We start from the raw sequence: 26,830 nt of genomic DNA, 5'->3' as shown, positions 1-26,830 counted from the left end.
CATCGAGAGGCCCCCTCGACAGAACGCGTCGTTCGGGCTAGACTGCTTCTTTGCGCTGCCCTCTTTCAGGCTGCCCGGAGACGGAAGCTAGGATAGTGGGCACACGGCACCCTTGACAGTCGCTTTAGCTGTTGCTAACGCGGCTGCGCACCGCTCATTGTCCCCGGAAGGACGCATCTTGGCAGTCTCTCCCGCGAACCAGGCCACTGCTGCGACCACCTCGGCTGTAACGGAGCCGAACCCGACGGGAATTCCCGGAGCCCCCAAGCGGGTCTCGTTCGCGAAGATTCGCGAACCCCTCCCCACCCCCAACCTGCTGGACGTGCAGATCCAGTCCTTCCAGTGGTTCACCGGTGACGAGAAGTGGTTCGAGCGCCGCGTGAACGAGGGCGAGGAGAACCCGGTCGGCGGCCTCGAAGAGGTCCTCAACGAGATCTCCCCGATCGAGGACTTCTCCGGTTCGATGTCCCTGTCCTTCTCCGACCCGCGCTTCGACGAGGTCAAGGCCTCCGTCGAGGAGTGCAAGGACAAGGACATGACGTACGCGGCCCCGCTGTTCGTGACCGCCGAGTTCGTCAACAACAACACCGGCGAGATCAAGTCCCAGACGGTCTTCATGGGCGACTTCCCCGTGATGACCGAGAAGGGCACCTTCATCATCAACGGCACCGAGCGTGTCGTGGTGTCCCAGCTGGTCCGGTCGCCCGGTGTGTACTTCGACACCAGCGTCGACAAGACCACCGACAAGGACGTCTTCAGCGTCAAGATCATCCCGAGCCGCGGCGCGTGGCTCGAGTTCGACGTGGACAAGCGCGACACCGTCGGCGTCCGCATCGACCGCAAGCGCCGCCAGCCGGTCACCGTGCTGCTGAAGGCGCTGGGCTGGACCACCGAGCAGATCCGCGAGCGGTTCCACTTCTCGGAGACCCTGCTCGCGACGCTCGAGAAGGACCACACCGCGGGCACCGACGAGGCGCTGCTCGACATCTACCGCAAGCTGCGCCCGGGCGAGCCGCCCACCAAGGAGAGCGCCCAGACGCTCCTGGAGAACCTGTTCTTCAAGGAGAAGCGCTACGACCTGGCCAAGGTCGGCCGCTACAAGCTCAACAAGAAGCTGGGCCTGAACCTGCCGTACGAGACCGGCACCCTCACCGAAGAGGACATCGTCTCGACCATCGAGTACCTGGTCCGCCTGCACGCCGGCGAGACCAAGATGGGCGAGGGCGAGAACGAGGTCCCGGTCGAGGTCGACGACATCGACCACTTCGGCAACCGCCGCATCCGCACCGTGGGCGAGCTGATCCAGAACCAGATCCGGGTCGGCCTGTCCCGCATGGAGCGCGTCGTCCGCGAGCGGATGACCACCCAGGACGTCGAGGCGATCACGCCGCAGACCCTGATCAACATCCGCCCGGTCGTGGCGGCGATCAAGGAGTTCTTCGGCACCTCGCAGCTGTCGCAGTTCATGGACCAGAACAACCCGCTGTCGGGCCTGACCCACAAGCGCCGCCTGAACGCGCTGGGCCCGGGTGGTCTGTCCCGTGAGCGCGCCGGCATGGAGGTCCGCGACGTCCACCCGTCGCACTACGGCCGCATGTGCCCGATCGAGACGCCGGAAGGCCCGAACATCGGCCTGATCGGCTCGCTGTGCTCCTACGCGCGGGTCAACCCGTTCGGCTTCATCGAGACGCCGTACCGGAAGGTCGTCGAGGGCCGGGTCACCGACCAGGTCGACTACCTGACCGCCGACGAGGAGGACCGCTACGTCAAGGCGCAGGCCAACGCGCCGCTGACCGAGGACGGTCACTTCGCCGAGGACAAGGTCCTGGGCCGCCGGAAGGGTGGCGAGGTCGAGCTGCTCGACCCGCTGGAGATCGACTACATGGACGTGTCGCCGCGTCAGATGGTGTCGGTCGCCACCGCGATGATCCCGTTCCTCGAGCACGACGACGCCAACCGCGCGCTGATGGGTGCCAACATGCAGCGCCAGGCCGTGCCGCTGCTGCGTGCCGAGTCGCCGCTGGTCGGCACCGGCATGGAGCTGCGTGCCGCGGTCGACGCCGGTGACGTGCTCGTCGCCGAGCAGGCCGGTGTCGTCGAGGAGCTCTCCGCCGACCTCGTGACGATCATGCACGACGACGGCACCCGCAAGAGCTACGGACTGCACAAGTTCCGCCGCACCAACGCGGGCACCTGCTTCAACCACCGCCCGATCGTGTCGGAGGGCGACCGCGTCGAGGCCGGCCAGGTCATCGCCGACGGCCCGTCCACCGACCAGGGCGAGATGGCGCTCGGCAAGAACCTGCTCGTGGCGATCATGCCGTGGGAGGGCCACAACTACGAGGACGCGATCATCCTCTCCGAGCGCCTGGTGCAGGACGACGTGCTCACCTCGATCCACATCGAGGAGCACGAGATCGACGCCCGCGACACCAAGCTCGGCGCCGAGGAGATCACCCGGGACATCCCGAACGTCTCCGAGGAGGTCCTGGCCGACCTGGACGAGCGCGGCATCGTGCGCATCGGTGCCGAGGTCCGCGACGGCGACATCCTGGTCGGCAAGGTCACGCCCAAGGGTGAGACCGAGCTGACCCCGGAGGAGCGCCTGCTCCGCGCGATCTTCGGCGAGAAGGCCCGCGAGGTCCGCGACACGTCGCTGAAGGTGCCGCACGGCGAGACCGGCAAGGTCATCGGCGTCCGCGTGTTCTCCCGCGAGGAGGACGAGCGGGGCAACGCCGACGAGCTGCCCCCGGGCGTCAACGAGCTGGTCCGCGTCTACGTCGCGCAGAAGCGGAAGATCCAGCCGGGCGACAAGCTCGCCGGCCGCCACGGCAACAAGGGTGTCATCGGCAAGATCCTGCCGGTCGAGGACATGCCGTTCATGGAGGACGGCACCCCGGTCGACATCATCCTGAACACCCACGGTGTGCCGCGACGGATGAACATCGGCCAGATCCTCGAGCTGCACCTGGGCTGGCTCGCCTCGCAGGGCTGGAAGATCGAGGGCAACCCGGAGTGGGCGCAGAACCTCTCCGAGGAGCTCTACGACGTCGAGCCCGGCACGAACACCGCCACCCCGGTGTTCGACGGCGCCAAGGAGGAGGAGCTCACCGGCCTGCTCGCGTCGACCCGGCCCAACCGGGACGGCGAGCGCATGGTCAAGGAGAACGGCAAGGCGACGCTGTTCGACGGCCGGTCCGGCGAGCCGTTCCCGTACCCGGTCGCGGTCGGCTACATGTACATCCTCAAGCTGCACCACCTGGTGGACGACAAGATCCACGCCCGCTCCACCGGCCCGTACTCGATGATCACCCAGCAGCCGCTGGGTGGTAAGGCGCAGTTCGGTGGCCAGCGCTTCGGTGAGATGGAGTGCTGGGCGATGCAGGCCTACGGCGCGGCCTACACGCTCCAGGAGCTGCTGACGATCAAGTCGGACGACGTGGTCGGACGCGTGAAGGTGTACGAGGCGATCGTCAAGGGCGAGAACATCCCCGACCCGGGCATCCCCGAGTCGTTCAAGGTTCTCCTCAAGGAGCTGCAGTCGCTGTGCCTGAACGTGGAGGTCCTCTCCAGTGACGGCGCCGCGATCGAGATGCGCGACTCCGACGACGAGGACCTGGAGCGCGCCGCCGCCAACCTCGGCATCAACCTGTCCCGCAACGAGTCGCCCTCGGTGGACGACGTCGTGCAATGACGTAGGAACCCGGGCGGGGCCGCACCGCCCCGCCCGGGTCCCCGCTTCCTCTAGCCGAATCAACCCCAAAGGGGATGCAACGACGTGCTGGACGTCAACTTCTTCGATGAGCTCCGGATCGGCCTGGCGACCGCCGACGACATCCGTCAGTGGTCCTTCGGCGAGGTCAAGAAGCCGGAGACCATCAACTACCGCACCCTGAAGCCGGAGAAGGACGGGCTCTTCTGCGAGAAGATCTTCGGTCCGACCCGGGACTGGGAGTGCTACTGCGGCAAGTACAAGCGGGTCCGCTTCAAGGGCATCATCTGCGAGCGCTGTGGTGTCGAGGTGACTCGCGCCAAGGTGCGCCGTGAGCGGATGGGCCACATCGAGCTGGCCGCGCCCGTCACGCACATCTGGTACTTCAAGGGTGTTCCGTCTCGCCTGGGCTACCTGCTCGACCTGGCGCCGAAGGACCTCGAGAAGATCATCTACTTCGCGGCGTACGTGATCACCGGTGTGAACACGGAGCTGCGGCACAACGACCTGCCGACGCTGGAGAACGAGATCAGCGTCGAGCGGAAGAACATCGAGGCGAAGCGCGACGCCGACATCGAGGCGCGCGCGCAGAAGCTCGAGGCCGACCTCGCCCAGCTCGAGGCCGAAGGCGCGAAGTCCGACGTGCGCCGGAAGGTCAAGGAGGGCGGCGAGCGCGAGATGAAGCAGCTCCGCGACCGGGCCCAGCGCGAGCTGGACCGGCTCGAGGAGATCTGGACGACCTTCACCAAGCTCGAGCCGCGTCAGCTGATCGCGGACGAGACCCTCTACCGCGAGCTGTACGACCGCTACGGCGAGTACTTCACCGGTGGCATGGGCGCGGAGGCCATCCAGAAGCTGGCCACCGAGTTCGACGTCAACGCCGAGGCCGAGAAGCTGCGCGACACCATCCGCAACGGCAAGGGGCAGAAGAAGCTCCGCGCGCTGAAGCGGCTCAAGGTCGTCGCGGCCTTCCAGGCCACCGGCAACGACCCGCGCGGCATGGTCCTCGACGCGGTCCCGGTGATCCCGCCGGACCTGCGCCCGATGGTGCAGCTCGACGGTGGCCGCTTCGCCACCTCGGACCTCAACGACCTGTACCGCCGGGTGATCAACCGGAACAACCGCCTCAAGCGGCTGATCGACCTCGGCGCGCCCGAGATCATCGTCAACAACGAGAAGCGGATGCTGCAGGAGGCCGTCGACGCGCTGTTCGACAACGGCCGCCGCGGCCGTCCGGTCACCGGCCCGGGCAACCGGCCGCTGAAGTCGCTGTCCGACCTGCTCAAGGGCAAGCAGGGCCGGTTCCGCCAGAACCTGCTCGGCAAGCGCGTCGACTACTCGGGCCGTTCGGTCATCATCGTCGGCCCGCAGCTGAAGCTGCACCAGTGCGGTCTGCCCAAGGACATGGCGCTGGAGCTGTTCAAGCCGTTCGTCATGAAGCGGCTGGTCGACCTGAACCACGCGCAGAACATCAAGTCCGCCAAGCGGATGGTGGAGCGGGCCCGGCCGCAGGTGTGGGACGTGCTGGAAGAGGTCATCACCGGTCACCCGGTGCTCCTCAACCGTGCGCCGACCCTGCACCGGCTGGGCATCCAGGCCTTCGAGCCGCAGCTGGTCGAGGGCAAGGCCATCCAGCTGCACCCGCTGGTCTGCGAGGCGTTCAACGCGGACTTCGACGGTGACCAGATGGCGGTGCACCTGCCGCTGTCGGCCGAGGCGCAGGCCGAGGCCCGGATCCTGATGCTGTCGGCGAACAACATCCTCTCGCCGGCGTCGGGCCGCCCGCTGGCCATGCCGCGTCTGGACATGGTCACCGGTCTGTTCCACCTGACCCGTCTCGACGAGAACGCGGTCGGCGCCGGCCAGGCGTTCAGCTCCCCGGCCGAGGCCATCATGGCCTTCGACCGCAAGACGCTGGGCCTGCACGCGCCGATCAAGATCCGGATCAAGGACCGTCAGCCGAACAAGCAGCAGATCGCCGAGCTCACCGAGAAGGGCTGGGAGCCCGGTCAGCCGTGGCTGGCCGAGACCACCCTGGGCCGGGTGCTGTTCAACGACCTGCTGCCGGCGGACTACCCCTACATCAACGAGCCGCTGCCGAAGAAGCGCCAGGCGGCGATCGTGAACGACCTCGCCGAGCGTTACTCGATGACGCAGGTCGCGCAGGTCCTGGACCGGCTCAAGGACGCCGGCTTCTACTGGGCCACCCGCTCGGGTGTCACGGTGTCGATGTTCGACGTCATCGTGCCGCCGGAGAAGAAGGAGATCCTGGACACCTACGAGGCCAAGGCCGCGCAGGTGGAGAAGCGGTACCAGCGTGGTCAGCTCTCGCACGCCGAGCGCAACAACGAGCTGGTCAAGGTGTGGAGCCAGGCGACCGACGAGGTCGCCGAGATCATGGAGAACGCCTTCCCGGAGGACAACCCGATCTCGATGATCGTGAAGTCCGGGGCGGCGGGCAACATGACCCAGGTCCGTTCGCTGGCCGGTATGCGTGGTCTGGTGTCGAACCCGAAGGGTGAGTACATCCCGCGCCCGATCAAGTCGAACTTCCGCGAGGGCCTGTCGGTGGCGGAGTACTTCATCGCCACCCACGGTGCGCGGAAGGGTCTGGCCGACACCGCGCTGCGGACCGCCGACTCGGGTTACCTGACCCGTCGTCTGGTGGACGTGTCGCAGGACGTCATCGTCCGGGAGACCGACTGCGGCACCACCCGCGGCGTGACCCGGCCGATCGGCGAGAAGCAGCCGGACGGCACCGTGCTGCGCGGCGCGCACGTGGAGACCAGCGTGTACGCCCGGACGCTCGCCCAGGACGTCACCGACGACCAGGGCAACGTCGTGCTCAACGCGGGCGACGACCTGTCCGACCCGGCGATGGACAAGCTGATCGCCTTCGGCGTCACCAAGGTCAAGGTCCGCTCGGTGCTGACGTGCGAGTCGGCCGTCGGGGTCTGCGCGATGTGCTACGGCCGCTCGATGGCGACCGGCAAGCTCGTCGACGTGGGTGAGGCCGTCGGTATCGTCGCCGCCCAGTCGATCGGTGAGCCGGGTACCCAGCTGACGATGCGTACCTTCCACCAGGGTGGTGTCGCCGGTGACGACATCACCACGGGTCTGCCCCGTGTCACCGAGCTGTTCGAGGCCCGGGTCCCGAAGGGCAAGGCGCCGATCGCCGACGTCGATGGCCGCGTGCGCATCGAGGAGAGCGAGCGGTTCTGGAAGATCACGCTCATCCCGGACGACGGTGGCGAGGAGATCGTCTTCGACAAGCTGTCGAAGCGTCAGCGCCTGGCCAACACGCCGAACGGGCCGCTGCAGGACGGCGACCACGTGCACGTCGGCCAGCTGCTGCTCGAGGGCACGCCGGACCCGCACGAGGTGCTGCGTGTGATGGGCCCGCGCGAGGCGCAGATGCACCTCGTGGAAGAGGTCCAGAAGGTGTACCGGGCCCAGGGTGTGTCGATCCACGACAAGCACATCGAGGTCATCGTCCGGCAGATGCTGCGCCGGGTGACGATCATCGACTCCGGTTCGACGGACTTCCTGCCGGGCGAGCTGCCCGAGCGGACCAAGTTCGAGAGCACGAACCGGTCGGTCGTGGCCGAGGGCGGCGAGCCGGCCTCGGGCCGCCCGGTGTTGATGGGTATCACGAAGGCCTCGCTGACCACGGACTCGTGGCTGTCGGCGGCGTCGTTCCAGGAGACCACGCGTGTCCTGACCGACGCGGCGATCAACGGCCGCAGCGACAAGCTCGTGGGCCTCAAGGAGAACGTGATCATCGGTAAGCTGATCCCGGCAGGCACGGGCATCAACCGGTACCGCAACATCCAGGTGCAGCCGACGGAGGAGGCCCGGGTGGCGGCGTACGCCATCCCGTCCTACGACGACGGCTACTACACCCCGGACGTGTTCGGCACCGGCACGGGTGCGGCTGTCCCGCTGGACGACTACGACTTCGGTCGCGACTTCCGCTGATCGACGGTTGTGTGAAGCCCCCGGCTCCGGTTTCGGAGCCGGGGGCTTCGTCGTGTCCGGGGCGGGGCGCGGAGGTAGCGTGAGGCCCGAGTTCACACCGATGCGACACGAGGAGGGCGTTGTGAACGCAGAGCAGGCCCCGGAGGAGGCGCCGTCGAGGGGACGGCACGCAGCGCCCGAGGGCGCACCCACCCACCCGGCGATCGACCTGTCGAGGGACCCCAACCCGGGCAAGCCGGACCACGCCAAACCCGACGAGGACGACTAGGTCTACCGACGCGAAGGGGCCCCAGGCGCGTGCCTGGGGCCCCTTTCACGTGACTCAGAAGTCGAGCTTGCCGCTGATCTCGGCGTCGGACATGTCCGTGTCGCCGTGCTCCTCGGCCTGCCCGGCCTTCTCGGTGAAATCGTCGAACGTTTTCTGGGCCTTGTCGATCGTGCCGGGAACGTCCGGCAGCTTGCGCTCGCTGCCCGGGACGTCCTCGCCGCCCGGGCGTTCCTGCATCGAGATGACCTGGTCCTTCACCGCCTCGCCGGCGAATTCCTTGAGCTTGCCGCCGGCCTGCTCGCCGATGGCGTCGCTGATCGCCCCGCGCAGTTCGCGCGTCAGGTTGGGTGACTGCTCCGCGGCCTTTTTGGCCCGCTCAAGGATGTCGTCCGCGGCGTCCTCGCCGAGGTTCTCCTTCAGAACACCCTCGGTCAGCTGCTGCGCGACCTTGTCGGTGACCTTCTCGGGGCTGAGGCTGTTCCCGGCCTTGCCGACGGCGTCCGCGAGCTTCTTGAACCCCGGGATCTTCTCGAGGAACGCCTTGATCTTGTCGAGCAGGTCCTTGATCTTGTTGATGACCGTGGTCAGCTTCTGCACCCAGCGGCTGACCTTGGACGTTTCGGTCGCGGCCCGGACCCCGGTGGCGGCCATCGCCGCGGCCTCCGAGCCGCCCAGCGTGACTACCGTGGCGGCGAGCGCGGCCAGCCAGGTGACGATCAGCCACTCGACGAAGTCGCTGATGATGCTCAGCACGAGGTCCTTCGCGATGCTCATCACGGCCGAACTCACCGCGAGCAGCGTCGCCAGCTCGGTCGTCGCGCCGGCCGTGCCGGACAAGCCGTCGCGGAACTCGCTCAGCCGCTTCGCCGCCGCCGCGGCACCGTCGCCGTGCCAGTTGGCGAGCCCGGTCGCCAGGAGCTCTTCGGTCTCCTGCTTCAGCGCCTCGATCTGCTCGCCGAGCTGGTTGAACGCCTTCGCGCCGTCCTCCAGCGCGTCGGGGTCGCCGGTGACGAGCTCGAGCGCGTCCTCGAGCGGTTTGATCCAGCTGACCAGGAAACCGACCCCGTTCGAGATCAGCCAGCCGAGCGGGTCGCTCACGATGCCACCGATGGTGTCGGCCGCCTCGTTCACGAACGAGCTGGCCGTGGAGAAGGCCTCCGCACCGTCCGCGACCAGGGCGTCGATGTCACCCTTCGCCAGGTCCTCGCCGAGCCGGAAACCCGCGTCGAGGGTGTCCTTCGCGCCGGAGTAGAGCTTCACCGGAGCGGTGTCGTCGATCTTCTCCTGCACCTCTTCGGCGTCGTACCCGGAGCCGAAGTTCTCGGCGAGCGCCTCCGCGTCCGTGGGCACGTCAGATCGCCTCCGTTCCCGCGTCGGTCTCCTCGAGCAGCTCGGCGATGTCGCCGAACGCGCGGACCACCTCGTCGTCCATCGAGCTGTAGGCGTCGGCCGCGCTGGTCAGCTTCGCCCCGATCGACTGGTAGCCCTCGGACATCTCGTTCAGGTGAGTTTTGAGCTGACCGAGCAACTGCTGGTAGAACGCGTGCACGGGGACTCCGAGCAGGCCCCACGACACCGTCGGCACGTCCGCCTCGTGGGTCGCCTGCTGGAGCGCCGACACCTTTCCCGTCAGATCAGCCGCTCGTGCACCGGTGGTGCGCAGCGCTTCGACGTCGACCTGGAACCCGCCGGCCATCAGGCGTTCCCGAACGGGTCGATGTAGTCCTCGTCCGCCGGTTCGCGCCGGGGCGGGGGAGCGGGACGAGCCGGGCGTTCCGCGGGCCGTTCCTCCAGGAAGTCCTCCTCGGCGAAGTCCGCGCCCTGGTCGATCGGCCGCGGTGCGGCGACCGGCCGTTCGTCGGCCAGCTTCGCCTTGAGGTCCGCCACGCTCATGCCGAACGCCTCGGCCTGGGTCTCCAGCACCGACTCCAGCACGTTGCTCTGCTCGCCGAGGGCGTCCTGGACGATCGCGGCCTGCTGCCGCGCCGCCGCCGCGACCGCCTCGCGGATCGTGCTGGTGATCGTCGACGACAGCTGGATGGCGCTTCCCCCGAGCGCGTCCTCGCTGACCCGGACCGACTGCACACCGCCACCCGGCCCGGCGACGACCGTCACGGTCCGGTCGGGGGAGGAGACGGTGACCGACAGCTCACCGATCTGTTCCTTCATCCGGGTGAGAGCGGCCTTGCGCTGCTCCCCGTTCCGCTTGTGCTGCTCGACCTGGTCCAGCTTCTGCTGCAGCTGCTCGACCAGATCGCCATGGCTGCCGTACGCCATGTGGTCCCTCCCCGTGGTGAAATCGCACCTTCGGTATCGGATCATGCACCACACGTGTGGTCCGCGGGCGCGCTTCCCGGCAACTCACCGATTCGATTGATCACTTTTCGCCACGCGGGAATTCCGCCGCCATTTCCGGCGTTGAAACTGTCGCCGAAGATGCCCGCCGACCTGGTCGAACGCGCCGGCCGACGGGGACCCGACACTGAGCGGAACACCTCCTGCGAGGCCGTCTTTCCGCTAGACTCGCCACACCACCTTCTCGCCGGAGCCGGGGTGTGAGCCCGTTAGGGACCCCCGATGCCACCGCCTGCCGCAAGGGCGGGTATCTTTGACGACTGTGCCCGGCATGCGTCGGGCCGCTCTGCGTGCTTTTCGGCCAAGCGGGGATGCTCCGGCATCGTGGCGACGGCCGCGGCGAAGCGGAGCTCCACGGAAATCCGAGGGAACGTTAGCGGTCGACAGACCCAGACGCGGGCCGACACGCCCGACCTCGGGGGCCGGGGAGACCTAAGACGGAACAAGCAAGACGCGACAGAAGGCTGGTCCATTGCCCACGATCCAGCAGCTGGTCCGCAAGGGCCGCCAGGACAAGGCTGCCAAGCAGAAGACCGCGGCCCTCAAGGGGAGTCCGCAGCGGCGTGGCGTGTGCACTCGCGTGTACACCACGACGCCCAAGAAGCCGAACTCGGCGCTGCGCAAGGTCGCGCGTGTGAAGCTGACCAGCGGCATCGAGGTCACCGCCTACATCCCGGGCGAGGGCCACAACCTGCAGGAGCACTCGATGGTGCTCGTGCGTGGTGGTCGTGTGAAGGACCTGCCCGGCGTTCGCTACAAGATCATCCGCGGTTCGCTCGACACCCAGGGTGTGAAGAACCGCAAGCAGGCGCGCAGCCGGTACGGCGCGAAGAAGGAGAAGAGCTAATGCCCCGCAAGGGTCCGGCCCCGAAGCGGCCGCTGATCTCCGACCCGGTTTACGGTTCCCCGCTGGTCACCCAGTTGATCAACAAGGTGCTGACCGACGGCAAGCGTTCGCTGGCCGAGCGCATCGTCTACGGCGCGCTGGAAGGTGCCCGGGAGAAGACCGGCACGGATCCCGTCGTCACGCTCAAGCGTGCGCTGGACAACGTGAAGCCGAGCATCGAGGTGAAGAGCCGCCGCGTCGGTGGTGCCACCTACCAGGTGCCGATCGAGGTCAAGCCGGGCCGCTCGACGACCCTTGCGCTGCGGTGGATCGTCAGCTTCTCCCGCGCCCGCCGCGAGAAGACCATGATCGAGCGTCTGCAGAACGAGCTGCTCGATGCGAGCAACGGCCTCGGGGCCAGCGTGAAGCGCCGCGAGGACACCCACAAGATGGCCGAGTCCAACAAGGCGTTCGCCCACTACCGGTGGTGAACGTAGCCCGGCTGCCGAGACAAGCCAGGCCGGGCCCCAAGCTTCGAGACAGGGGAACAGTGCAGTGGCACGCGACGTGCTGACCGACCTGAACAAGGTCCGCAACATCGGCATCATGGCTCACATCGACGCCGGTAAGACCACCACCACCGAGCGGATCCTGTTCTACACCGGGATCAACTACAAGATCGGCGAGGTGCACGACGGCGCCGCGACGATGGACTGGATGGAGGAGGAGCAGAAGCGGGGTATCACCATCACCTCGGCTGCCACCACCACCTTCTGGGCCGACCACCAGATCAACATCATCGACACCCCCGGCCACGTCGACTTCACCGTCGAGGTGGAGCGTTCGCTGCGGGTGCTCGACGGTGCCGTTGCCGTGTTCGACGGCAAGGAGGGTGTCGAGCCCCAGTCCGAGCAGGTCTGGCGCCAGGCCGACAAGTACGAGGTCCCGCGCATCTGCTTCGTCAACAAGATGGACAAGCTGGGCGCGGACTTCTACTTCACCGTCCGCACCATCGAGGAGCGCCTCGGTGCGCGCCCGCTGGTCATCCAGCTGCCGATCGGCGCCGAGAGCGACTTCCAGGGCGTCATCGACCTGGTCCGCATGAAGGCGCTGACCTGGCGGGGCGAGGTCAAGAAGGGCGAGGACTACGAGGTCGAGGACATCCCGGCCGACCTCGCCGACAAGGCCGCCGAGTACCGCGACAAGCTGATCGAGGCCGTCGCGGAGACCGACGACGCCCTGATGGAGAAGTACTTCGGCGGCGAGGAGCTGTCCGAGGCCGACATCAAGGCCGGTATCCGCAAGCTGACCGTCGCCCGCGAGGCGTACCCGGTGCTGTGCGGCTCCGCGTTCAAGAACAAGGGCGTGCAGCCCATGCTCGACGCGGTGATCGACTACCTGCCGTCGCCGCTGGACGTCCCGGCCGTCGAGGGCACCCTCACCGACGGTGAGACCCCGGCCTCGCGGAAGCCGTCGGTCGACGAGCCGTTCGCGGCCCTGGCGTTCAAGATCGCCGCGCACCCGTTCTTCGGCAAGCTGACCTACGTCCGGGTCTACTCGGGCAAGGTCGCCGCCGGCGCGCAGGTCATCAACTCGACCAAGGAGCGCAAGGAGCGCATCGGGAAGCTCTTCCAGATGCACTCCAACAAGGAGAACCCGGTCGACGAGGCCCAGGCCGGCCACATCTACGCGGTCATCGGCCTGAAGGACACCACGACCGGTGACACCCTGTGCGACCCGCAGAACCCGATCGTTCTGGAGTCGATGACCTTCCCCGAGCCGGTCATCAAGGTGGCCATCGAGCCCAAGACGAAGGCCGACCAGGAGAAGCTGTCGACCGCGATCCAGAAGCTGGCCGAGGAGGACCCCACCTTCCAGGTCCAGCTCGACGAGGAGACCGGTCAGACGATCATCGCGGGCATGGGCGAGCTGCACCTCGAGGTGCTGGTCAACCGCATGAAGTCCGACTACAAGGTCGAGGCGAACATCGGTAAGCCGCAGGTCGCCTACCGCGAGACGATCCGCCGCACGGTCGAGAAGTACGAGTACACGCACAAGAAGCAGACCGGTGGTTCCGGCCAGTTCGCGCGCGTGATCATCAAGCTGGAGCCGCTGTCCACCGGTGACGGCGCCCTCTACGAGTTCGACAACAAGGTCACCGGTGGCCGCGTGCCGCGCGAGTACATCCCGTCGGTGGACGCCGGTGCCCAGGACGCCATGCAGTACGGTGTCCTCGCCGGTTACCCGCTGGTCGGGCTGAAGGTGACCCTGTTGGACGGCGCTTACCACGAGGTCGACTCGTCGGAAATGGCCTTCAAGATCGCCGGTTCCATGGCGCTCAAGGAGGCCGCGCGCCAGGCCAGCCCGGTTCTGCTGGAGCCGGTCATGGCCGTCGAGGTGACCACCCCCGAGGACTACATGGGTGACGTCATCGGCGACCTCAACTCTCGCCGTGGCCAGATCCAGGCCATGGACGAGCGGGCAGGCACCCGAGTCGTGAAGGCACTGGTTCCGCTGTCCGAGATGTTCGGGTACGTCGGCGACCTGCGGTCTCGTACCCAGGGTCGGGCGAACTACTCGATGACGTTCGACTCCTACGCCGAGGTTCCCTCGAACGTCGCGAAGGAGATCATCGCGAAGGCGACGGGGGAGTAAACCCCACAGCACCCAACGCGGGCGCGCACAGGGGCCTCCCCTAGGGTCCGCACAACCGACCAGATCGATCGCCGTTCGGCTGCCACGCCGGCGGTGAAGCAAAGCAAGAGTCCAGGAGGACATTCCAGTGGCGAAGGCGAAGTTCGAGCGGAGCAAGCCGCACGTCAACATCGGGACCATCGGTCACGTCGACCACGGCAAGACCACGCTGACCGCGGCGATCACCAAGGTTCTGCACGACAAGTACCCGGAGCTCAACGAGTCCCGGGCGTTCGACCAGATCGACAACGCGCCGGAAGAGAAGCAGCGCGGTATCACGATCAACATCTCGCACGTCGAGTACCAGACCGAGAAGCGTCACTACGCCCACGTGGACGCCCCCGGTCACGCGGACTACATCAAGAACATGATCACCGGTGCCGCCCAGATGGACGGCGCGATCCTGGTGGTCGCCGCGACCGACGGCCCGATGCCGCAGACGCGTGAGCACGTGCTGCTCGCCCGCCAGGTCGGTGTGCCCTACATCGTCGTGGCCCTGAACAAGGCCGACATGGTCGACGACGAGGAGATCCTCGAGCTCGTCGAGCTGGAGGTCCGCGAGCTGCTGTCCTCGCAGGAGTTCCCCGGCGACGACGCCCCCGTGGTCAAGGTCTCCGGCCTCAAGGCCCTCGAGGGCGACCCGAAGTGGTCGGAGTCGGTCCTGGAGCTCATGCAGGCCGTCGACGACAACGTGCCGGACCCGGTGCGTGACCTCGACAAGCCGTTCCTGATGCCGATCGAGGACGTCTTCACCATCACCGGCCGCGGCACCGTCGTGACCGGTCGCGTGGAGCGCGGCCAGATCAACGTCAACGAAGAGGTCGAGATCGTCGGCATCAAGGAGAAGTCGCAGAAGACGACTGTCACCGGTGTCGAGATGTTCCGCAAGCTGCTCGACTCGGGCCAGGCCGGTGACAACGTCGGTCTGCTGCTGCGTGGCATCAAGCGCGAGGACGTCGAGCGCGGCCAGGTCGTCGTGAAGCCCGGCACCACGACTCCGCACACGGAGTTCGAGGGCTCGGTCTACATCCTGTCCAAGGACGAGGGTGGCCGTCACACGCCGTTCTTCAACAACTACCGCCCGCAGTTCTACTTCCGCACGACCGACGTGACCGGCGTCGTGACCCTCCCCGAGGGCACCGAGATGGTCATGCCGGGTGACAACACCGAGATCAAGGTGCAGCTCATCCAGCCGGTCGCCATGGACGAGGGTCTGCGGTTCGCCATCCGCGAGGGTGGCCGGACCGTGGGCGCGGGCCAGGTCACCAAGATCATCAAGTGATTCCATCCGGCCCCGGAGTGCTTATAGCACCCCGGGGCCGGGTTGTGGAACCACGTGTGCGACACTAGTTGAGTTGCTCGTTGCGGGGCGGCCGATATCTGTTCAGAAATCGGCCGCCCCGGCACGAGTGGCCTTGGTCCGTGGGAATCCCAGGGGGAGACCGCGGGCGCGACAGATGGCCGGCACGGCCGTCTCGCGGTGAAGACCAACCGGCACGACGACGATCCTCTTACGGGATCAGTCTGCGCAGCGGGCGCGACACGCCCGACCGCGTGGATCGGACGCGAGGGCGTTGACGTGCGGAAACCGGCGCGAAAGTGCCGGTAGAGATAGCGGCACAAGACGAAGGAACGAGCTGCGACCATGGCGGGACAGAAGATCCGCATCAGGCTCAAGGCCTACGACCACGAGGCGATCGATGCCAGCGCGCGCAAGATCGTCGAGACGGTGACGCGCACCGGCGCCTCGGTCGTCGGACCTGTGCCGCTGCCCACCGAGAAGAACGTTTACTGCGTCATCCGCTCGCCGCACAAGTACAAGGACTCGCGCGAGCACTTCGAGATGCGCACGCACAAGCGGCTGATCGACATCCTCGACCCGACGCCGAAGACGGTCGACGCGCTCATGCGCATCGACCTCCCGGCGAGCGTCGACGTCAACATCCAGTAAGCGTTGGGCGAGCGGCGGAGATAAGAGACTCATGTCTGACAGGCAAGTAAAGGGCATCCTGGGCACCAAGCTCGGCATGACCCAGGTCTTCGGCGAGGACAACCGGATCGTTCCGGTGACCGTCGTGCAGGCCGGGCCGAACGTGGTGACCCAGATCCGTACCCAGGACAACGACGGCTACCAGGCCGTGCAGCTGGCTTTCGGCGCCGTGGACCCGCGCAAGGTCAACAAGCCGGTGACCGGCCACTTCCAGAAGGCCGGCGTGACGCCGCGGCGGTACCTCGCCGAGCTGCGCACGACCGACGCCGAGAGCTACGAGGTCGGCCAGGAGATCACCGCCGAGGTGTTCCCCGCGGGCTCCCGCGTCGACGTCACGGGCACCAGCAAGGGCAAGGGCTACGCCGGTGTCATGAAGCGCCATGGCTTCAAGGGCCAGGGCGCCAGCCACGGTAACCAGGCCAAGCACCGCGCCCCGGGCTCGATCGGTGGCTGCGCCACCCCGGGCCGCGTCTTCAAGGGTCTGCGGATGGCCGGCCGGATGGGTGGCGTCCGGGTCACGACCCAGGGCCTGACCGTCCACGACGTGCGCGCCGAAGAGGGCCTGCTGCTGATCAAGGGCGCCGTCCCCGGCCCCAAGGGCAGCCTCGTCTTCGTCAAGACCGCCGCGAAGGGTGGTGCGACCGAATGACCAGCGTTGAGCTGAAGACCCCCGCCGGCAGCGCCGAGGGCACCGTCGAGCTCCCCGCCGACATCTTCGACGTGCAGGCCAACGTGCCGCTGATGCACCAGGTCGTGGTGGCCCAGCAGGCCGCCGCGCGCCAGGGCACGCACGACACGAAGACCCGCGGCGAGGTCTCCGGTGGCGGCAAGAAGCCGTACCGCCAGAAGGGCACCGGCCGCGCCCGCCAGGGTTCGACCCGCGCCCCGCAGTTCGCCGGCGGTGGCACCGTCCACGGCCCCACGCCGCGCGACTACAGCCAGCGCACCCCGAAGAAGATGAAGGCCGCCGCCCTGCGCGGTGCCCTCTCCGACCGGGCGCGCGCCGGCCAGGTGCACGTCATCACCGAGCTGGTGTCGGGCGAGAAGCCCAACACCAAGGAGGCGAAGAAGGCCCTCGCCGCCGTGACCCAGGCCAAGCGCCTGCTGGTCGTGCTGCACCGCGAGGACGAGCGGGGCTGGCTGTCCGCCCGCAACCTGCCGAACGTGCACCTGATCAACCCGGACCAGCTCAACACCTACGACGTGCTGGTCAACGACGACGTGGTGTTCACCAAGGCCGCGTACGACGCCTTCATCGCCGGCCCGGTCAAGGGCAAGGCGGCCAAGGCTTCCGCGCGGGCCAGTGAGGTTGAAGGGAGTGAAGCGCAGTGAGCAGCGTTGCCATCCCGGACCCTCGTGACATCGTGCTCGCGCCGGTGATCTCCGAGAAGTCCTACGGGCTCCTCGAAGACCACAAGTACACGTTCGAGGTCCGGCCGGACGCCAACAAGACGCAGATCAAGATCGCCGTCGAGCAGATCTTCGGCGTCAAGGTCGTCAGCGTGAACACGCTGAACCGGCAGGGCAAGCGCAAGCGGACCCGCTACGGCTTCGGCAAGCGCAAGAACGTCAAGCGCGCCGTCGTGACGCTGTCCGCCGAGAGCAAGCCGATCGAGATCTTCGGCGGACCCGCCGCGTAAGGGACGGAAGCTGTCATGGGTATTCGTAAGTACAAGCCGACGACTCCGGGCCGCCGTGGCTCGAGCGTGTCGGACTTCGCCGAGATCACCCGGTCCGAGCCGGAGAAGTCGCTGCTGCGCCCGCTGAGCAAGTCGGGCGGCCGCAACTCCTCGGGCAAGATCACCACCCGGCACAAGGGTGGCGGCCACAAGCGGGCCTACCGGGTCATCGACTTCCGGCGCAACGACAAGGACGGCATCCCGGCCAAGGTCGCGCACATCGAGTACGACCCCAACCGGACCGCCCGCATCGCGCTGCTGCACTACGCGGACGGCGAGAAGCGCTACATCATCGCGCCGGACAAGCTCAAGCAGGGTGACACCGTCGAGGCCGGCCCGCGGGCCGACATCAAGCCGGGCAACAACCTGCCGCTGCGCAACATCCCGGTCGGCACCGTGGTGCACGCCATCGAGCTGCGTCCCGGTGGCGGCGCGAAGATCGCCCGCTCCGCCGGCGCCCGCGTGCAGCTGGTCGCCAAGGACGGCCCGTACGCCCAGCTGCGGATGCCCTCGGGCGAAATCCGCAACGTGGACGTGCGCAACCGCGCCACCGTCGGCGAGGTCGGCAACTCCGAGCACCAGAACATCAACTGGGGCAAGGCGGGCCGCAACCGCTGGCGCGGCAAGCGCCCCACCGTCCGTGGTGTCGTCATGAACCCGGTCGACCACCCGCACGGTGGTGGTGAGGGCAAGACCTCGGGTGGTCGCCACCCGGTCAACCCGAACGGCAAGCCGGAGGGCCGCACCCGCCGCCGCAAGCCGTCCGACGCACTGATCGTCCGCCGCCGGCGTACCGGCAAGAAGCGCTGAGCAGGGAGGTAAGACAACATGCCGCGCAGCCTGAAGAAGGGCCCGTTCGTGGACGACCACCTGCTCAAGAAGGTGGACGCGCTCAACGAGTCGGGCAAGAAGACCGTGATCAAGACCTGGTCCCGCCGGTCCACGATCATCCCGGACATGCTGGGTCACACCATCGCGGTGCACGACGGCCGCAAGCACGTGCCGGTGTTCGTCAGCGAGGCCATGGTCGGCCACAAGCTTGGCGAGTTCGCTCCGACGCGGACCTTCAAGGGTCACGTCAAGGATGACCGGAAGTCGCGCCGCCGCTGAGCGGGCACACGAGAGTTAGGGAAAGCAAGCGATGACAGCCCCAGAAACCGCTCCGGCCCAGGTGGCCGTGGCGCGGGCTCGCTTCGTCCGGGACTCGCCGACGAAGGTGCGCCGGGTGATCGAGCTGATCAAGGGTCTTAGCGCCGCCGAAGCCCTCGCCGTGCTCCGGTTCTCGCCGTACGCGGCGAGCCAGCCGGTGGCGAAGGTGCTCGCGAGCGCCGTGGCCAACGCCGAGAACAACCTCAACCTGGACCCGGACACGCTGTTCGTGAAGAACGCGTACGCCGACGAGGGGCCGACCCTCAAGCGCATCCAGCCGCGCGCCCAGGGCCGTGCGTACCGGATCCGGAAGCGGACGAGCCACATCACGGTCGAGGTGGAGTCGCGTCCGGAAGCGAAGAAGAGCGGTAAGAAGAAGGCAGGTGGCCGCTAGTGGGCCAGAAGATCAACCCGCACGGCTTCCGGCTGGGAATCACCACCGACTGGAAGTCGCGCTGGTACGCCGACAAGCAGTACGCGGAGTACGTGGCCGAGGACGTCAAGATCCGCAAGCTGCTCTCCACCGGCATGGAGCGCGCCGGCATCTCCAAGGTCGAGATCGAGCGCACCCGTGACCGCGTGCGGGTGGACATCCACACCGCGCGTCCGGGCATCGTGATCGGCCGCCGCGGCGCGGAGGCCGACCGGATCCGCGGCTCGCTGGAGAAGCTGACCGGCAAGCAGGTCCAGCTGAACATCCTCGAGGTGAAGAACCCCGAGGCCGACGCGCAGCTGGTCGCCCAGAGCGTCGCCGAGCAGCTGTCCAACCGCGTGGCGTTCCGCCGCGCGATGCGCAAGGCGATCCAGACGACCATGCGCTCGTCGCAGGTCAAGGGCATCCGCGTGCAGTGCAGCGGCCGTCTCGGCGGTGCCGAGATGTCGCGGTCGGAGCACTACCGCGACGGCCGGGTCCCGCTGCACACGCTGCGCGCGGACATCGACTACGGCTTCTTCGAGGCCCGTACCACCTTCGGCCGCATCGGCGTGAAGGTGTGGATCTACAAGGGCGACCTGGTCGGCGGCCTGAAGGCCAAGGCCGAGCGGGACGCCGCGGCCGCCAACGAGCGTCCGCGCCGGGAGCGTCCGTCGCGCCCGCGCCGGTCTGGTGCGCAGGGCACGACGCCGACCTCGACCGAAGCCGGCCGCGCCGCTGCCGCCGCGAAGGCCGACACGGATGTCGCGACCAGCGAGGCGCCCGCGCAGGGCTCGCCGGACGCGGCCGAGAAGACGGAGGGCTGAGGCGTGCTCGTCCCACGCAAGGTCAAGCACCGCAAGCAGCACTCGCCGAAGCGTTCCGGTGCCGCCAAGGGCGGTACGAAGGTCACCTTCGGTGAGTACGGCATCCAGGCGCTTGAGCACCACTACGTGACCAACCGGCAGATCGAGTCCGCTCGTATCGCCATCACCCGGCACATCAAGCGTGGCGGCAAGGTCTGGATCAACATCTTCCCGGACCGCCCGCTCACCAAGAAGCCGGCCGAAACCCGCATGGGTTCCGGTAAGGGTTCGCCCGAGTGGTGGGTCGCGAACGTCAAGCCGGGCCGCGTCATGTTCGAGCTGAGCTTCCCGAACGAGGCCCAGGCTCGTGAGGCGCTGCGCCGCGCGATCCACAAGCTCCCCATGAAGTGCCGCATCGTGACCCGTGAAGGTGGTGAGTTCTGATGGCGCAGGCAGGTGTCGCCGCCGCAGAGCTGCGTGAGCTCACCAACGAGGAGCTCGTGCTGCGCCTGAAGGAGGCCAAGGAGGAGCTGTTCAACCTCCGCTTCCAGATGGCCACCGGGCAGCTGGACAACAACCGCCGCCTCCGCACCGTCCGTGCCGACATCGCTCGGATCTACACGGTCATGCGGGAGCGCGAGCTCGGCCTGTCCGTTTCCCCCGACGCCGAGAATGAAGAAGGTGCTGCCTGATGAGTGAGCAGACCCCAGAGCTCGCCGCGCAGCCGGTGCAGAGTGCCGAATCCGGTCGCAACTACCGGAAGGTCCGCGAGGGCTACGTCGTCTCGGACAAGATGGACAAGACGATCGTGGTCGAGCTCGAGGACCGCAAGAAGCACCGCCGCTACGGCAAGGTTCTCCGCTCCACCAGCAAGGTGAAGGCGCACGACGAGGAGAACACCGCCGGCATCGGTGACCGCGTGATCCTCATGGAGACCCGCCCGACCTCGGCCACCAAGCGGTGGCGGCTCGTGCGGATCGTGGAGAAGGCCAAGTAATCGGAGGCCCATTCGGGCCTCCTCCGTTCCGCCAGGCTCACCGCCGCGTGAGAACCGGCGCGACATACAGGAGTTGACGTGATCCAGCAGGAGTCGCGGCTGCGAGTCGCCGACAACACGGGTGCCAAGGAGATCCTCTGCATCCGCGTGCTCGGTGGCTCGGGACGGCGCTACGCGGGTATCGGCGACATCATCGTCGCCACCGTCAAGGACGCCATCCCGGCTGCCGGGGTGAAGAAGGGTGACGTGGTCAAGGCCGTCGTCGTCCGCACGACGAAGGAGCGGCGTCGCCCGGACGGCTCCTACATCAAGTTCGACGAGAACGCCGCCGTGCTCATCAAGAACGACAACGAGCCGCGCGGCACCCGCATCTTCGGCCCGGTCGGCCGTGAGCTGCGTGACCGCAAGTTCATGAAGATCATCTCGCTGGCGCCGGAGGTGCTCTGATGAAGGTGAAGAAGGGCGACACGGTCGTCGTCATCGCCGGCAAGGACAAGGGCGCCAAGGGCAAGGTCATCAAGGCCTACCCGGAGCGCCAGCGGGTGCTGGTCGAGGGCGTGAACCGGATCAAGAAGCACACCCGGATCTCGCAGACCCAGCGCGGCGCGCAGTCCGGCGGCATCGTGACCCAGGAGGCCCCGATCCACGTGTCGAACGTGATGGTCGTGGACTCCGACGGCAAGCCGACCCGCGTGGGCTACCGCATCGGCGAGGACGGCAAGAAGGTTCGCATCTCGCGCCGGACCGGTAAGGACATCTGATGACGACCGCAGAGAAGATCGTGCCGCGGTTGAAGACGCGGTACCGCGAAGAGATCAAGGGCGAGCTCCGCAGCGAGTTCGGCTACGAGAACGTCCACCAGATCCCGGGCGTGGTCAAGGTCGTCGTCAACATGGGTGTCGGCGACGCCGCGCGGGACAGCAAGCTGATCGACGGTGCGATCCGCGACCTCGCGGCCATCACCGGTCAGAAGCCCGAGGTGCGCCGGGCGCGCAAGTCCATCGCGCAGTTCAAGCTGCGTGAGGGCCAGCCGATCGGTGCGCGCGTGACCCTGCGCGGCGACCGCATGTGGGAGTTCCTGGACCGGCTGCTGACGATCGCGCTGCCGCGTATCCGTGACTTCCGCGGGCTGTCGGCCAAGCAGTTCGACGGCAACGGCAACTACACCTTCGGTCTCAACGAGCAGTCGATGTTCCACGAGATCGACCCCGACTCCATCGACCGCCCCCGCGGCATGGACGTCACCGTTGTCACCACCGCTACCACCGACGACGAGGGCCGCGCGCTGCTCCGCAAGCTCGGCTTCCCGTTCAAGGAGAACTGATGGCCAAGAAGGCTCTGATCGCCAAGGCGGCCCGCAAGCCGAAGTTCAAGGTGCGTGCCTACACGCGCTGCAACAAGTGCGGCCGGCCCCACTCGGTGTTCCGCAAGTTCGGACTGTGCCGGGTTTGCCTGCGCGAGATGGCGCACGCGGGCGAACTCCCCGGCGTGTCCAAGTCCAGCTGGTAGGAACGACAGAAGCTCCCACTTCGCCACAGGCCCTCTGAGCAGGGGGAACCAGGCGAGAAAGGTTGAAGGTCACCATGACGATGACCGACCCCATCGCAGACTTCCTGACACGTCTGCGCAACGCCAACTCGGCGTATCACGACGAGGTCGTGGTGCCGCACTCGAAGCTCAAGGCGAACATCGCCGAGATCCTGAAGCGCGAGGGTTACATCTCGGGCTACCGGGACGAGCCGGGTGAGAAGCACAAGAACCTCATCGTGGAACTGAAGTACGGCCGCAACCGCGAGCGCAGCATCGCCGGTCTGCGCCGGGTGTCCAAGCCGGGTCTGCGGGTGTACGCCAAGTCGACCGAGCTACCGAGCGTGCTGGGCGGGCTGGGCATCGCGATCATCTCGACGTCGGGCGGCCTTCAGACCGACCGGCAGGCCAAGCGCAACGGTGTGGGCGGGGAAGTCCTCGCCTACGTCTGGTAACGGAAGGGAGAGCAGGCATGTCGCGCATCGGTAAGCAGCCGATCACCGTCCCTTCCGGGGTCGAGGTGACCATCGACGGCCAGAACATCTCGGTGAAGGGTCCCAAGGGCACCCTTTCCCACACTGTCGCCGAGCCGATCACGGTCGAGCGCGGTGAGGACGGCGCGCTGCTGGTCAAGCGCCCGGACGACGAGCGGGAGAGCCGTGCCCTGCACGGTCTGACCCGCACGCTGGTCAACAACCTGGTCGTGGGTGTGACCGAGGGTTACGAGAAGAAGCTCGAGATCCACGGTGTCGGTTACCGCGTCCAGGCCAAGGGCAGCAACCTCGAATTCGCCCTCGGCTACAGCCACCCCGTGCTGATCGAGGCGCCGGAAGGCATCACCTTCAAGGTCGAGACCCCGACCCGGTTCTCCGTGTCCGGCATCGACAAGCAGAAGGTCGGCCAGATCGCCGCGGTGATCCGCCGGCTCCGCCGTCCGGACCCGTACAAGGGCAAGGGGCTGCGCTACGAGGGTGAGCGCATCCGTCGCAAGGTCGGAAAGACGGGTAAGTGATCATGAGCGAAACGGCAACGAAGAAGCGGAAGCCGGTCGGCAAGGACATTTCGACCCGGCGCCGCGTCGCGAAGGCGCGCCGTCACTTCCGGCTTCGCAAGAAGGTCGGCGGGACCGCCCAGCGGCCCCGGCTGGTCATCCACCGGTCCTCGCGGCACATCACGGTCCAGGTGATCGACGACGTGGCCGGGCACACCCTGGCGTCGGCGTCGAGCCTCGAGGCCGACGTGCGTGCGCTCGAGGGCGACAAGAAGGCCAAGGCCGCCAAGGTCGGCGAGCTCGTGGCCGCCCGCGCCAAGGGTGCGGGCATCTCCAGCGTCGTGTTCGACCGCGGTGGCAACCGCTACCACGGCCGCATCGCCGCGCTGGCCGACGCCGCTCGCGAGGCGGGGTTGGAGTTCTGAGAACCATGCACATGCTCGCGAATGGAAGGAAAGCCTGATGCCGGGACGTACACGGCAGGGCGGTGGACAGGGCGGTCCGGGCGGCAACGACCGCGACCGTCGTGACCGCCGCGACCGCCGCGACGGTGGCCGTGGCGGGGCCGGCCAGGAGAAGACCCCGCACCTCGAGCGCGTCGTCGCGATCAACCGCGTCGCCAAGGTCGTGAAGGGTGGTCGTCGCTTCAGCTTCACCGCCCTGGTGGTCGTCGGTGACGGCGACGGTCAGGTCGGCGTCGGCTACGGCAAGGCCAAGGAAGTTCCCGCGGCCATCGCCAAGGGCGTCGAGGAAGCGAAGAAGAACTTCTTCCGCGTGCCCCGGATCGCCGGCACCATCCCGCACCCGGTCCAGGGTGAGGAGGCCGCCGGTGTGGTCCTGCTCCGTCCGGCCAGCGCCGGTACCGGTGTCATCGCCGGTGGCCCGGTGCGTGCGGTGCTGGAGTGCGCGGGCGTGCACGACGTGCTGTCGAAGTCGCTGGGCTCCGACAACGCGATCAACATCGTGCACGCGACCGTGGCGGCCCTGAAGGGCCTGCAGCGTCCGGAGGAGGTGGCGGCCCGTCGCGGTCTGCCGCTCGAGGACGTCGCCCCGGCCCGGATGCTGCGGCAGCGCGCGGGACAGGGGGTCTGACATGGCTCAGCTCAAGGTGACCCAGGTCCGGAGCAAGATCGGCACCAAGCAGAACCACCGGGACACGCTGCGGACCCTCGGGCTGCGCAAGATCCGGCAGTCCGTGGTGCGCGAGGACACTCCGGAGGTCCGCGGTCTGATCCACACCGTCCGCCACCTCGTGACTGTTGAGGAGGTCAAGGCATGACGGCCATCAAGATCCACCACCTGCGCCCGGCCCCGGGCGCCAAGCGCGAGAAGATCCGCGTCGGTCGTGGTGAGGGTTCGAAGGGCAAGACCGCCGGTCGCGGTACGAAGGGCACCAAGGCCCGGAAGAACGTGCCCGCCGGGTTCGAGGGTGGGCAGATGCCCATCCACATGCGGCTGCCGAAGCTGCGTGGGTTCAAGAACCGCTTCCGCACCGAGTACCAGCCGGTGAACGTCGGCGACATCGCCCGGGTCTTCCCGGACGGTGGCGACGTCACCAAGGAGCAGCTGGTGGAGCGCGGCCTGGTTCGCAAGAACCAGCTCGTCAAGGTCCTCGGCAACGGCGACCTGAACGGCGTGAAGCTGAACGTCTCCGCTGACAAGTTCTCCTCGTCCGCGAAGGAGAAGCTCGAGGCGGCGGGCGGCTCGGCCACCGAGCTCTGACGCTTTGACGCGGGACGGCCCGCCGGTCTTCGGACCGGCGGGCCGTTCCTGTTTCGCCCGTCCGGCCGCACGGCGCTGCTCCAGGGGGATGACCTGCGACGATCGTGACGCTGTCGTGACGGCCGTGCTCGCCTAGCGGTGTCACCATCGGACGATGTCGTTCCCGGCGGCACCACCCCCCATGGGCTACGCGCCCGTTCCCCATCGGCCTTCGGGGTGGCAGGGGAAGCGGGTCGCAGGCGCCGTATTGGCTCTGCTCGCCGCGGCGGCCGCCGTCACCGGGGCGTTCCTGCCGCTGTTCGTCGGCGAGCTGCGATTCGACGGCGAGACCCAGCTGAAGCTGACGGTGACCGGGTGGGACCTCAGCGCGGAAGCGGCCGGCCCTGGCATCCCGACGTCGACGGCCGGGGAGCCCGTCCGCAACGGCTGGGCCCTGGCCGGGGCGGGGTTGCTGCTGCTCATCGCGGCCGTGATCGGCCTTGCCGCCGCCCGTCGCGCGTCCTCGCCGGGCGGGAAGTTCGCCGCCGCACTGGCGAGCGGCATCGGCGCCGGCTTCCTCGCCGCGACCACGCTGTCGATCGGTCTCCAGGCCATCAGCCTGCACGGAAGCTTCCGCCCGGCCGGCATCGCCGAGGGCACCGACGGCGTCACCACCGCGGACAGCTTCGGCGTCGGATTCTGGCTCGTCGCGGGCGCGACGGTGCTGGCGATCGTGGCCGCGACGCTGGCCGCCGGCCGGGGGAAACGCGCGCCCGCCCCACCACCTCCGACGTACGACTACGACCCGGTCACCCCGCGCTACGGATTCCCCGCACAGCAGCCCCTCCCGCGCCCACAGCCACCGGTCAACGGCGGCGACGCGCTCAACCCCCGCCGCGACCAGCCCGGCTCGTGACCGCGGGGGGAGTGGCGGTGGGAAGTGGGGCGCGTGCGGCACGCGCCGTGCCGCACGAGGAGTGCCGCCTCACCTGCCCGGATACCACCACTCCCAGCCTTCGCCCGTGATCCCGGGGCTGTTCTGGATCAGTGTGCCGTTCGCCTCCGGGACGACCAGCGCGACCGTGCCGGTGAGCTCCTGGTTCCGCTGGTACGGCACCGGCAGCGGTCCGCTCCCGGGCTCCTTGGATTGGCACAACGAGACGTTCGCCGGGGTGGTTCCGCCGTTCTCCCCGGGTTCGGCGAACGACGTGTACCGGAACGCCTCGGGAATCAGCTCGGCGGCGTTCTTGTCCGGGCCGGTGTTGGCCCGCACGTGCAGCAGGAGAACGTGCTTCGTGCCCGTCGAGCCGTTGCACGGCGGGTCGATCTCGATCTTCTCGATGGTCCAGGTCGCGGGTTGGCTGCCATCGGCCTTGGCGCTCAGCTCGGCCGTGTCACCGAGTCGCAGCTTGGTGTAGCCGTTCGTTTCGCTCTGGCCGCTGGTGGACGCGGACGCGGGAGCCGTCGGCTTCGGCTGGAACGGAACGCCGCCGTCCGACTGCGAGGAGCTTGAGCAGCCGGTCAGCAGGAGCGCGATCGCGACAGCGGGAACGAGGTGGCGCACGGTCTTCCCCTTTGTCCGGGTGGTGTTCGGTGCAGCCAGCTTGTTGTACCGGAAATTTCCGTCGCCATCCCCGAGAACGACGAACTCCGTCGGGTGGCGGTTCTCGTTCGGAAGGATCCGGCCGGCCCGCCGGCCGAACCCGGGGTCCGGCTCATAACACGGCCTACCTCACAACCCTCCA

33 protein-coding genes are annotated in these 26,830 nt (G+C 67.8%); 29 read left to right on the top strand and 4 right to left on the bottom strand.

All coding sequences use genetic code 11. The features are described from left to right. Window positions 1-178: 178 nt before the first annotated feature. The 3 genes from rpoB to IE290_RS15600 all read left to right on the top strand — a co-directional run bounded on the left by rpoB (window position 179) and on the right by IE290_RS15600 (window position 7,958). Window positions 179-3,694 (top strand): DNA-directed RNA polymerase subunit beta, encoded by a 3,516-nt coding sequence (gene rpoB, locus IE290_RS15610; RefSeq protein WP_191245302.1) that lies wholly within the window; start codon window positions 179-181, stop codon window positions 3,692-3,694. Window positions 3,695-3,778: 84 nt separating this feature from the next. Then, window positions 3,779-7,690, top strand: a complete 3,912-nt coding sequence (locus tag IE290_RS15605) for a DNA-directed RNA polymerase subunit beta' (RefSeq protein WP_191245301.1) — start codon at window positions 3,779-3,781, stop codon at window positions 7,688-7,690. 121 nt (window positions 7,691-7,811) lie between these two features. After that, entirely contained in the window at window positions 7,812-7,958 is a 147-nt protein-coding gene (locus IE290_RS15600) for a hypothetical protein (protein ID WP_191245797.1), read from the top strand. Window positions 7,959-8,012: 54 nt separating this feature from the next. Here IE290_RS15600 and IE290_RS15595 read toward each other — a convergent pair whose 3' ends face one another. The 3 genes from IE290_RS15595 to IE290_RS15585 are packed head-to-tail and all read right to left on the bottom strand — an operon-like array spanning window position 8,013 to window position 10,235. Further along, window positions 8,013-9,308, bottom strand: coding sequence for a WXG100 family type VII secretion target (locus tag IE290_RS15595; protein WP_191245300.1), 1,296 nt, complete (start codon window positions 9,306-9,308; stop codon window positions 8,013-8,015). A 1-nt stretch (window position 9,309) separates the two neighbouring features. After that, window positions 9,310-9,654 (bottom strand): WXG100 family type VII secretion target, encoded by a 345-nt coding sequence (locus tag IE290_RS15590; protein ID WP_191245299.1) that lies wholly within the window; start codon window positions 9,652-9,654, stop codon window positions 9,310-9,312. Further along, window positions 9,654-10,235 carry a YbaB/EbfC family nucleoid-associated protein gene (locus tag IE290_RS15585; protein ID WP_191245298.1) on the bottom strand — a complete coding sequence of 194 codons (582 nt, stop codon included), beginning with the start codon at window positions 10,233-10,235 and terminating at the stop codon, window positions 9,654-9,656. Before IE290_RS15585 ends, IE290_RS15590 begins: the two co-directional genes overlap by 1 nt. A gap of 550 nt (window positions 10,236-10,785) precedes the next feature. Here IE290_RS15585 and rpsL point away from each other — a divergent pair. From rpsL to IE290_RS15455, 26 genes are all read left to right on the top strand, one after another. Further along, window positions 10,786-11,160: a 30S ribosomal protein S12 gene (gene rpsL, locus IE290_RS15580; RefSeq protein ID WP_003102113.1), complete on the top strand. Its 375-nt coding sequence runs from the start codon at window positions 10,786-10,788 to the stop codon at window positions 11,158-11,160. Beyond that, complete coding sequence (gene rpsG / locus IE290_RS15575; protein ID WP_017986602.1) at window positions 11,160-11,630, top strand: 30S ribosomal protein S7; 471 nt, start codon at window positions 11,160-11,162, stop codon at window positions 11,628-11,630. Before rpsL ends, rpsG begins: the two co-directional genes overlap by 1 nt. A gap of 64 nt (window positions 11,631-11,694) precedes the next feature. Further along, window positions 11,695-13,794 carry an elongation factor G gene (fusA, locus tag IE290_RS15570; protein WP_191245297.1) on the top strand — a complete coding sequence of 700 codons (2,100 nt, stop codon included), beginning with the start codon at window positions 11,695-11,697 and terminating at the stop codon, window positions 13,792-13,794. 127 nt (window positions 13,795-13,921) lie between these two features. Next, window positions 13,922-15,115 carry an elongation factor Tu gene (tuf, locus tag IE290_RS15565; protein WP_191245296.1) on the top strand — a complete coding sequence of 398 codons (1,194 nt, stop codon included), beginning with the start codon at window positions 13,922-13,924 and terminating at the stop codon, window positions 15,113-15,115. 363 nt (window positions 15,116-15,478) lie between these two features. Then, window positions 15,479-15,784, top strand: a complete 306-nt coding sequence (gene rpsJ / locus IE290_RS15560) for a 30S ribosomal protein S10 (RefSeq protein ID WP_003883485.1) — start codon at window positions 15,479-15,481, stop codon at window positions 15,782-15,784. A 31-nt stretch (window positions 15,785-15,815) separates the two neighbouring features. Continuing rightward, complete coding sequence (rplC, locus tag IE290_RS15555; protein ID WP_191245295.1) at window positions 15,816-16,472, top strand: 50S ribosomal protein L3; 657 nt, start codon at window positions 15,816-15,818, stop codon at window positions 16,470-16,472. Beyond that, window positions 16,469-17,155 carry a 50S ribosomal protein L4 gene (rplD, locus tag IE290_RS15550; protein WP_191245294.1) on the top strand — a complete coding sequence of 229 codons (687 nt, stop codon included), beginning with the start codon at window positions 16,469-16,471 and terminating at the stop codon, window positions 17,153-17,155. The genes rplC and rplD overlap by 4 nt, the downstream gene beginning before the upstream one ends. After that, window positions 17,152-17,463, top strand: coding sequence for a 50S ribosomal protein L23 (gene rplW / locus IE290_RS15545; protein WP_017986607.1), 312 nt, complete (start codon window positions 17,152-17,154; stop codon window positions 17,461-17,463). Before rplD ends, rplW begins: the two co-directional genes overlap by 4 nt. A 15-nt stretch (window positions 17,464-17,478) precedes the next feature. Continuing rightward, the gene (gene rplB, locus IE290_RS15540) at window positions 17,479-18,312 is read left to right on the top strand and encodes a 50S ribosomal protein L2 (protein WP_026153757.1); all 834 of its coding nucleotides are present in this window, start codon (window positions 17,479-17,481) and stop codon (window positions 18,310-18,312) included. Between the two features lie 18 nt (window positions 18,313-18,330). Then, on the top strand, window positions 18,331-18,612 hold the full coding sequence (rpsS, locus tag IE290_RS15535) for a 30S ribosomal protein S19 (RefSeq protein WP_017986609.1): 282 nt from the start codon (window positions 18,331-18,333) through the stop codon (window positions 18,610-18,612). A 31-nt stretch (window positions 18,613-18,643) separates the two neighbouring features. Then, window positions 18,644-19,045: a 50S ribosomal protein L22 gene (gene rplV, locus IE290_RS15530; RefSeq protein ID WP_026153758.1), complete on the top strand. Its 402-nt coding sequence runs from the start codon at window positions 18,644-18,646 to the stop codon at window positions 19,043-19,045. After that, window positions 19,045-19,890: a 30S ribosomal protein S3 gene (rpsC, locus tag IE290_RS15525; RefSeq protein ID WP_017986611.1), complete on the top strand. Its 846-nt coding sequence runs from the start codon at window positions 19,045-19,047 to the stop codon at window positions 19,888-19,890. Before rplV ends, rpsC begins: the two co-directional genes overlap by 1 nt. Window positions 19,891-19,893: 3 nt before the next feature. After that, window positions 19,894-20,313: a 50S ribosomal protein L16 gene (rplP, locus tag IE290_RS15520; RefSeq protein ID WP_094003902.1), complete on the top strand. Its 420-nt coding sequence runs from the start codon at window positions 19,894-19,896 to the stop codon at window positions 20,311-20,313. Next, entirely contained in the window at window positions 20,313-20,561 is a 249-nt protein-coding gene (rpmC, locus tag IE290_RS15515; protein WP_017986613.1) for a 50S ribosomal protein L29, read from the top strand. The genes rplP and rpmC overlap by 1 nt, the downstream gene beginning before the upstream one ends. After that, the gene (rpsQ, locus tag IE290_RS15510; protein ID WP_020417563.1) at window positions 20,561-20,866 is read left to right on the top strand and encodes a 30S ribosomal protein S17; all 306 of its coding nucleotides are present in this window, start codon (window positions 20,561-20,563) and stop codon (window positions 20,864-20,866) included. The genes rpmC and rpsQ overlap by 1 nt, the downstream gene beginning before the upstream one ends. A 78-nt stretch (window positions 20,867-20,944) precedes the next feature. Beyond that, entirely contained in the window at window positions 20,945-21,313 is a 369-nt protein-coding gene (rplN, locus tag IE290_RS15505; RefSeq protein WP_017986615.1) for a 50S ribosomal protein L14, read from the top strand. Next, window positions 21,313-21,627, top strand: coding sequence for a 50S ribosomal protein L24 (gene rplX, locus IE290_RS15500; RefSeq protein ID WP_017986616.1), 315 nt, complete (start codon window positions 21,313-21,315; stop codon window positions 21,625-21,627). The genes rplN and rplX overlap by 1 nt, the downstream gene beginning before the upstream one ends. After that, the gene (gene rplE, locus IE290_RS15495; RefSeq protein ID WP_017986617.1) at window positions 21,627-22,190 is read left to right on the top strand and encodes a 50S ribosomal protein L5; all 564 of its coding nucleotides are present in this window, start codon (window positions 21,627-21,629) and stop codon (window positions 22,188-22,190) included. The genes rplX and rplE overlap by 1 nt, the downstream gene beginning before the upstream one ends. Continuing rightward, window positions 22,190-22,375: a type Z 30S ribosomal protein S14 gene (locus tag IE290_RS15490; RefSeq protein WP_017986618.1), complete on the top strand. Its 186-nt coding sequence runs from the start codon at window positions 22,190-22,192 to the stop codon at window positions 22,373-22,375. Before rplE ends, IE290_RS15490 begins: the two co-directional genes overlap by 1 nt. A gap of 74 nt (window positions 22,376-22,449) precedes the next feature. After that, entirely contained in the window at window positions 22,450-22,848 is a 399-nt protein-coding gene (rpsH, locus tag IE290_RS15485) for a 30S ribosomal protein S8 (RefSeq protein ID WP_020417564.1), read from the top strand. A 17-nt stretch (window positions 22,849-22,865) separates the two neighbouring features. Continuing rightward, entirely contained in the window at window positions 22,866-23,405 is a 540-nt protein-coding gene (gene rplF, locus IE290_RS15480) for a 50S ribosomal protein L6 (RefSeq protein ID WP_017986620.1), read from the top strand. A 2-nt stretch (window positions 23,406-23,407) separates the two neighbouring features. Next, complete coding sequence (gene rplR, locus IE290_RS15475; RefSeq protein WP_094003916.1) at window positions 23,408-23,809, top strand: 50S ribosomal protein L18; 402 nt, start codon at window positions 23,408-23,410, stop codon at window positions 23,807-23,809. Between the two features lie 37 nt (window positions 23,810-23,846). Beyond that, window positions 23,847-24,476 carry a 30S ribosomal protein S5 gene (gene rpsE, locus IE290_RS15470; protein ID WP_017986622.1) on the top strand — a complete coding sequence of 210 codons (630 nt, stop codon included), beginning with the start codon at window positions 23,847-23,849 and terminating at the stop codon, window positions 24,474-24,476. 1 nt (window position 24,477) lies between these two features. Further along, window positions 24,478-24,663 carry a 50S ribosomal protein L30 gene (rpmD, locus tag IE290_RS15465; protein ID WP_094003904.1) on the top strand — a complete coding sequence of 62 codons (186 nt, stop codon included), beginning with the start codon at window positions 24,478-24,480 and terminating at the stop codon, window positions 24,661-24,663. Continuing rightward, entirely contained in the window at window positions 24,660-25,106 is a 447-nt protein-coding gene (rplO, locus tag IE290_RS15460) for a 50S ribosomal protein L15 (RefSeq protein WP_191245293.1), read from the top strand. Before rpmD ends, rplO begins: the two co-directional genes overlap by 4 nt. A 247-nt stretch (window positions 25,107-25,353) precedes the next feature. After that, the gene (locus IE290_RS15455; RefSeq protein WP_191245292.1) at window positions 25,354-26,001 is read left to right on the top strand and encodes a hypothetical protein; all 648 of its coding nucleotides are present in this window, start codon (window positions 25,354-25,356) and stop codon (window positions 25,999-26,001) included. A 69-nt stretch (window positions 26,002-26,070) separates the two neighbouring features. Here the strand turns inward: IE290_RS15455 and IE290_RS15450 are convergent, their stop codons facing one another. Then, complete coding sequence (locus IE290_RS15450) at window positions 26,071-26,649, bottom strand: YajG family lipoprotein (protein ID WP_191245291.1); 579 nt, start codon at window positions 26,647-26,649, stop codon at window positions 26,071-26,073. Between the last annotated feature and the right edge of the window lie 181 nt (window positions 26,650-26,830).

Source organism: Amycolatopsis deserti (assembly GCF_014653945.1).
GTDB classification, from domain to species: Bacteria; Actinomycetota; Actinomycetes; order Mycobacteriales; family Pseudonocardiaceae; genus Amycolatopsis_E; species Amycolatopsis_E deserti.
The sequence above is the reverse complement of the archived record's forward strand: the minus strand, read 5'-3'. Positions and strand labels throughout refer to the sequence as shown.

Coding starts and splice junctions, on each gene's coding strand:
- IE290_RS15590 (WP_191245299.1), bottom strand. CDS start 9,654: ATGGCCGGCGGGTTCCAGGTCGACGTCGAAGCGCTGCGCACCACCGGT.
- IE290_RS15585 (WP_191245298.1), bottom strand. CDS start 10,235: ATGGCGTACGGCAGCCATGGCGATCTGGTCGAGCAGCTGCAGCAGAAG.
- rpsG (WP_017986602.1), top strand. CDS start 11,160: ATGCCCCGCAAGGGTCCGGCCCCGAAGCGGCCGCTGATCTCCGACCCG.
- rpsJ (WP_003883485.1), top strand. CDS start 15,479: ATGGCGGGACAGAAGATCCGCATCAGGCTCAAGGCCTACGACCACGAG.
- rplC (WP_191245295.1), top strand. CDS start 15,816: ATGTCTGACAGGCAAGTAAAGGGCATCCTGGGCACCAAGCTCGGCATG.
- rplD (WP_191245294.1), top strand. CDS start 16,469: ATGACCAGCGTTGAGCTGAAGACCCCCGCCGGCAGCGCCGAGGGCACC.
- rplB (WP_026153757.1), top strand. CDS start 17,479: ATGGGTATTCGTAAGTACAAGCCGACGACTCCGGGCCGCCGTGGCTCG.
- rpsS (WP_017986609.1), top strand. CDS start 18,331: ATGCCGCGCAGCCTGAAGAAGGGCCCGTTCGTGGACGACCACCTGCTC.
- rplV (WP_026153758.1), top strand. CDS start 18,644: ATGACAGCCCCAGAAACCGCTCCGGCCCAGGTGGCCGTGGCGCGGGCT.
- rpmC (WP_017986613.1), top strand. CDS start 20,313: ATGGCGCAGGCAGGTGTCGCCGCCGCAGAGCTGCGTGAGCTCACCAAC.
- rpsQ (WP_020417563.1), top strand. CDS start 20,561: ATGAGTGAGCAGACCCCAGAGCTCGCCGCGCAGCCGGTGCAGAGTGCC.
- rplX (WP_017986616.1), top strand. CDS start 21,313: ATGAAGGTGAAGAAGGGCGACACGGTCGTCGTCATCGCCGGCAAGGAC.
- rplE (WP_017986617.1), top strand. CDS start 21,627: ATGACGACCGCAGAGAAGATCGTGCCGCGGTTGAAGACGCGGTACCGC.
- IE290_RS15490 (WP_017986618.1), top strand. CDS start 22,190: ATGGCCAAGAAGGCTCTGATCGCCAAGGCGGCCCGCAAGCCGAAGTTC.
- rpsH (WP_020417564.1), top strand. CDS start 22,450: ATGACGATGACCGACCCCATCGCAGACTTCCTGACACGTCTGCGCAAC.
- rplF (WP_017986620.1), top strand. CDS start 22,866: ATGTCGCGCATCGGTAAGCAGCCGATCACCGTCCCTTCCGGGGTCGAG.
- rplR (WP_094003916.1), top strand. CDS start 23,408: ATGAGCGAAACGGCAACGAAGAAGCGGAAGCCGGTCGGCAAGGACATT.
- rpsE (WP_017986622.1), top strand. CDS start 23,847: ATGCCGGGACGTACACGGCAGGGCGGTGGACAGGGCGGTCCGGGCGGC.
- rpmD (WP_094003904.1), top strand. CDS start 24,478: ATGGCTCAGCTCAAGGTGACCCAGGTCCGGAGCAAGATCGGCACCAAG.
- rplO (WP_191245293.1), top strand. CDS start 24,660: ATGACGGCCATCAAGATCCACCACCTGCGCCCGGCCCCGGGCGCCAAG.